Annotated in this window: 5 protein-coding genes and 1 pseudogene; all 6 read left to right on the top strand. The window is 52.5% G+C overall.

Annotated features, from left to right (window positions below; all coding sequences use genetic code 11):
- Positions 1–95: 95 nt before the first annotated feature.
- Positions 96–191 (top strand): annotated as a pseudogene (locus ACTO17_RS19590) (Maff2 family mobile element protein); the annotation flags it as partial.
- A 6-nt stretch (positions 192–197) separates the two neighbouring features.
- On the top strand, positions 198–1,061 hold the full coding sequence (locus ACTO17_RS19585; protein WP_482559108.1) for a VirB6/TrbL-like conjugal transfer protein, CD1112 family: 864 nt from the start codon (positions 198–200) through the stop codon (positions 1,059–1,061).
- Positions 1,062–1,105: 44 nt separating this feature from the next.
- Positions 1,106–1,564 carry a septation protein SpoVG family protein gene (locus ACTO17_RS19580; protein ID WP_482559107.1) on the top strand — a complete coding sequence of 153 codons (459 nt, stop codon included), beginning with the start codon at positions 1,106–1,108 and terminating at the stop codon, positions 1,562–1,564.
- Positions 1,564–2,142: an MT-A70 family methyltransferase gene (locus ACTO17_RS19575; RefSeq protein WP_482559106.1), complete on the top strand. Its 579-nt coding sequence runs from the start codon at positions 1,564–1,566 to the stop codon at positions 2,140–2,142. Before ACTO17_RS19580 ends, ACTO17_RS19575 begins: the two co-directional genes overlap by 1 nt.
- A gap of 28 nt (positions 2,143–2,170) precedes the next feature.
- Positions 2,171–2,605 (top strand): PrgI family protein, encoded by a 435-nt coding sequence (locus ACTO17_RS19570; RefSeq protein ID WP_482558733.1) that lies wholly within the window; start codon positions 2,171–2,173, stop codon positions 2,603–2,605.
- Positions 2,505–4,426: VirB4-like conjugal transfer ATPase, CD1110 family (locus ACTO17_RS19565; protein ID WP_482559105.1), on the top strand; the 1,922-nt coding region annotated here is incomplete at its 3' end. The genes ACTO17_RS19570 and ACTO17_RS19565, both read left to right, overlap by 101 nt.

The following is a 4,426-nucleotide window of genomic DNA, read 5'->3' as shown; positions in this document are numbered from 1 at the left end:
AGAATTGCCCGACTAAAGCCCGACCCGTCCGGCAGTCAGCCGGACAGGGAACGGCAAAATTTTTTACACTTCTTTTACTTCTTTATCTAACATGAGCAAAGTCACAGGGCATGAAACAGCTCATGGCTGGCGGAGGTATTGCGCTGGTGGGTGCCACGCTGATCCCGCTGTTATCCGGCCTGTTCGGTTAATAGCCGATGGGCAGTCTGTTTGAAAGGATAACAGACTGGATTAAAGAGGGCTTAATCGAAGCAATCACAGGACAATACACCGGTATCTTTGAGTCCGTCAACAGCCAGGTCTCGGATGTGGCCTCACAGGTAGGACAGACACCGCAGGGCTGGAATGGCGGCGTGTTCAGCATGATCCAGAATCTTTCTGAAACCGTCGTCATTCCCATTGCGGGAATTATCCTGACTTTTGTCCTTGTCTATGAGCTGATCCAGATGATCCTGGAAAAGAACAACATGCACGATTTTGATACGTTCAACATCTTCAAGTGGATTTTCAAAACCTTTGTTGCCACATACCTGCTCACCAACTGCTTTACTATCGTCATGGCGGTGTTTGACGTCGCCCAGAATGTGGTGAGCCAGAGCGCCGGCGTGATAAACGGGAACATGGACGTCACCGCTGTGCTGGCCGACCTGGAAACGCAGCTTGAAGCAATGGGGATGTGGGAGCTGATCGGCCTGTGGCTGGAGACCAACATTATCAACCTGTGCATGTGGGTGTTGTCCATCGTGATCTTTGTCATTGTGTATGGCCGTATGATTGAAATATATCTTACAGTCAGCCTGGCACCCATACCCTTTTCCACAATGGCAAACCGTGAATGGGGGCAGATGGGGACAAATTATCTGCGTTCCCTGTTTGCTTTAGGTTTCCAGGGGTTTTTGATCCTGGTCTGCGTTGCAATCTACGCGGTGCTGGTCCAGTCGATCCCTTCTTCCGGCGACATTCACGGCGCAATCTGGGGCACGGCAGGCTATACGGTCCTGCTGGCCTTTGCCCTGTTTAAGACAGGCTCGCTATCCAAAAGCATTTTTAACTCGCATTAGCGTGTAATCAACCTACATTTTAACAAGAAGGAGGACTTTTTTATATGAGTAAGACAAACAATGAATCCATGCAGCCGGAGGTACAGGTGCCGGAGAATCAGGCGGGCGGAGGCTTGAAGCTGGATGTAACTGTGCGCCCGATTGCCCCGATGGGGAACCTGCTGGCTTACGCCAATGTGACGATTGGGGACTGTTTCAAGATTGACGGCTTCCGCATCTGCTCCGGTGAAAACGGTCTGTATGTCAACATGCCTTCCACCCAGGATAAGCAGGGAAAATGGAGGGATGTCTGCTGGCCGGTGACGGCGGATTTCCGCAGGCAGCTTAACGATGCCCTGATCGACGGGTACGGCCAGGCGATTGAAAATTTGCAGGCCACCCTTGAAGCGACAAAGGGAGCGGCGGAGAAACCTTCCCTGACCGGCGCCCTGAAGGATAATGCCGGCAAGGTCAAAACGCCGCCGGCAAAATCCGCTCCTGCCAAGAATGAGCAGGCCCGATAATGCCGGAGGCTGGAAAATATGGCATCGTGTATGCGGATCCACCTTGGCGTTATGATAGGAAACGCGGCAATGGGGTGGCGGAAAACCATTACCCCACCATGAGCATAGAAGAAATATGCGCGCTGCCGGTTGCAGATATTGCAGCCAAAGACAGTGCGCTTTTTCTATGGGCCACCTTCCCGCAGCTTAATGAGGCGTTCCGTGTTATGGAGGCATGGGGATTCAAATATAAAACACTGGCCTTCCTCTGGCTGAAACAGAACCGGAAAGCAGATAGCTGGTTTTATGGGATGGGGTTCTGGACCCGCTCAAATGCGGAGGTGTGCTTACTGGCGACCAGGGGGCACCCGAAACGCCAGTGTGCGGGAATCCACCAGTTTGTGATTTCCCATATCGAGCAGCACAGCAAGAAGCCGGACGAGGTGCGGGAAAAGATTGTGAAACTTATGGGTGACGTCCCCAGGGTCGAGTTGTTCGCAAGGCAGCAGACCCCCGGCTGGGATGTGTGGGGCAATGAGGTGGAATCCAGTATCACGATGCCCGGAAAGACGGACATGAGGGAACCGGATAAATACTGATGGCATATCACGATTGGAGGTGAAAACAATGCCCTATGTACCTGTACCCAAAGACTTAACGAAAGTCAAGACCAAGCTGGCATTTAACCTGACGAAACGCCAGCTTATTTGTTTCAGCCTGGCCGCACTGGTGGGGCTGCCGGTATATTTCCTTACTCGCGGCGCTATTGGCAACTCGGCGGCGGTGCTGTTGATGATCGGGCTTATGATGCCCTTTTTCTTTTTCGCCATGTATGAGCGGGACGGACAGCCGGCGGAGAAACTTCTGAAAAACAGGCTCCGCTATAAGCTCTGGCCGAAGAAACGCCCATACCGGACGGAAAACCTGTATAAATCCATGTCAAAGAAGGAGGTTACGAGGATTGCCAAAAACCAAACAGCAGGAAGCCCAGGAAAAACGTCTGCAAAGAAACATCAGGCAGGCAAAAAAGGCCAGGGCCGATGCAAAGACAAGCGGAAATAAGACTGTCCGCACCAGGCCGCCTAAAAAGGGCGGCTTTTTTGCCGGGCTGAAAACGGACGCCCCGCAGACGGTCCAGCAGAGTATTCCCTATAAGGAAATGTATCGGGATGGAATCTGCCGGCTGAATGATAAGCTCTACACCAAGACGGTGCAGTTTTTCGATATTAACTACCAGCTTGCACAGGCGGATGACAAAGCGCAGATTTTTGAGGGCTACTGTGATTTCCTCAATTATTTTGACGCTTCGATCCATGTGCAGCTTACCTTCATCAACCAGCGGGCCAATATGCAGGATTTCGCCCGCAGTATCGACATCCCCATCCGCGGTGACGAATATGACGGAATCCGCAAAGAGTATGGGGATATGTTAAAGGGCCAGCTCCAAAAAGGCAACAACGGCCTTACCAAGCGGAAATATATCACCTTCGGCATAGAGGCTGACGACCTTCGCACCGCGAAGATGCGCCTGGAGCGGATCGAGGCCGACGTGCTGGCAAATTTCAAAGCCTTAGGGGCACAGGCAAAGCCGTTAGACGGGCTGGAACGCCTGGAGCTCCTTCACAGCCAGCTACACCCGGACGGGCAGGAAAAGTTTCATTTTACCTGGGCGGACCTGCCGAAAACCGGACTTTCCACAAAAGATTTTATTGCGCCCTCCGGACTGTCGTTCTCAAATGACGGAAAGACCTTCCGGGTGGCCGACCATTCCGGGGCGGTGTCCTTTTTGCAGATTTTAGCGCCGGAGCTGACGGACCGGCTGCTGGCGGAGCTTTTAGACCTGGACGACGCCGTGACGGTGAATCTGCATATCCAGTCCATCGACCAGGCCCAGGCGATCAAGAACATCAAGCGCAAGATGTCCGATCTGCAGAAAATGACCATTGAGGAACAGAAGAAAGCGGTCCGCGCCGGGTATGACATGGACATCATACCTACCGACCTTGCCACCTACGGCGAAGAAGCGAAGAATCTCTTACAGGATTTGCAGAGCCGGAATGAGCGCATGTTTCTTGTGACGGTGCTGGTGGAGAATATCGCTTCCAAAAGGCAAAAGCTGTTTAATGATATTCTGTCTGCCTCCGGTATTGCGCAGAAATATAACTGTGCCCTGAAACGTCTGGACTACCAGCAGGAACAGGGGCTTATGTCCTCCCTTGCCTTAGGGTTGAACCAGATTGAAATTGAGCGTGGGCTTACGACAAGCAGCACCGCCATTTTCGTGCCATTTACGACCTGCGAGCTGTTCCAGGAGGGCGAGGCGCTTTATTATGGCCTGAACGCTTTAAGCAATAACCTGATTATGGCGAACCGCAAGAACTTAAAGAATCCAAACGGCCTGTTCCTGGGAACGCCCGGCAGCGGCAAGTCCTTCTCTGCCAAGCGTGAGATCGTCAATGTGTTCCTTTTAACGGAGGATGACATCATTATTGCGGACCCGGAAAATGAGTACGGGCCTCTGGTACAGCAGTTCGGCGCCCAGGGGCAGGTCATTGACATTTCCCCGACCTCCACCAACTATATCAATCCGATGGACATTAACCTGGACTATTCGGATGATGAAAACCCCATCACACTGAAAAGCGATTTTATCCTGTCGCTGTGTGACCTGATTATCGGTGGCAAGGAAGGGCTTTCCCCGATTGAGAGGACCATCATTGACCGCTGCACGAGGCTTGTGTACCGGGATTATTTGCAGGACCCCCGCCCGGAAAATATGCCGGTCCTGGGTGACTTGTATGAGCTGCTTTTGAAACAGGCGGAGCCGGAGGCGCAGAATATCGCTACGGCGCTGGAAATCTACGTCAATGGCTCCCTGAATGT

It is taken from the genome of Petralouisia sp. (genome assembly GCF_056822245.1).
This window is presented reverse-complemented; position numbering and strand designations above follow the sequence as displayed.

Bases quoted from the DNA above. Each gene is read 5' to 3' on its own strand.
- ACTO17_RS19580 (WP_482559107.1), top strand. From the start codon at position 1,106: ATGAGTAAGACAAACAATGAATCCATGCAGCCGGAGGTACAGGTGCCG.
- ACTO17_RS19575 (WP_482559106.1), top strand. From the start codon at position 1,564: ATGCCGGAGGCTGGAAAATATGGCATCGTGTATGCGGATCCACCTTGG.
- ACTO17_RS19570 (WP_482558733.1), top strand. From the start codon at position 2,171: ATGCCCTATGTACCTGTACCCAAAGACTTAACGAAAGTCAAGACCAAG.
- ACTO17_RS19585 (WP_482559108.1), top strand. From the start codon at position 198: ATGGGCAGTCTGTTTGAAAGGATAACAGACTGGATTAAAGAGGGCTTA.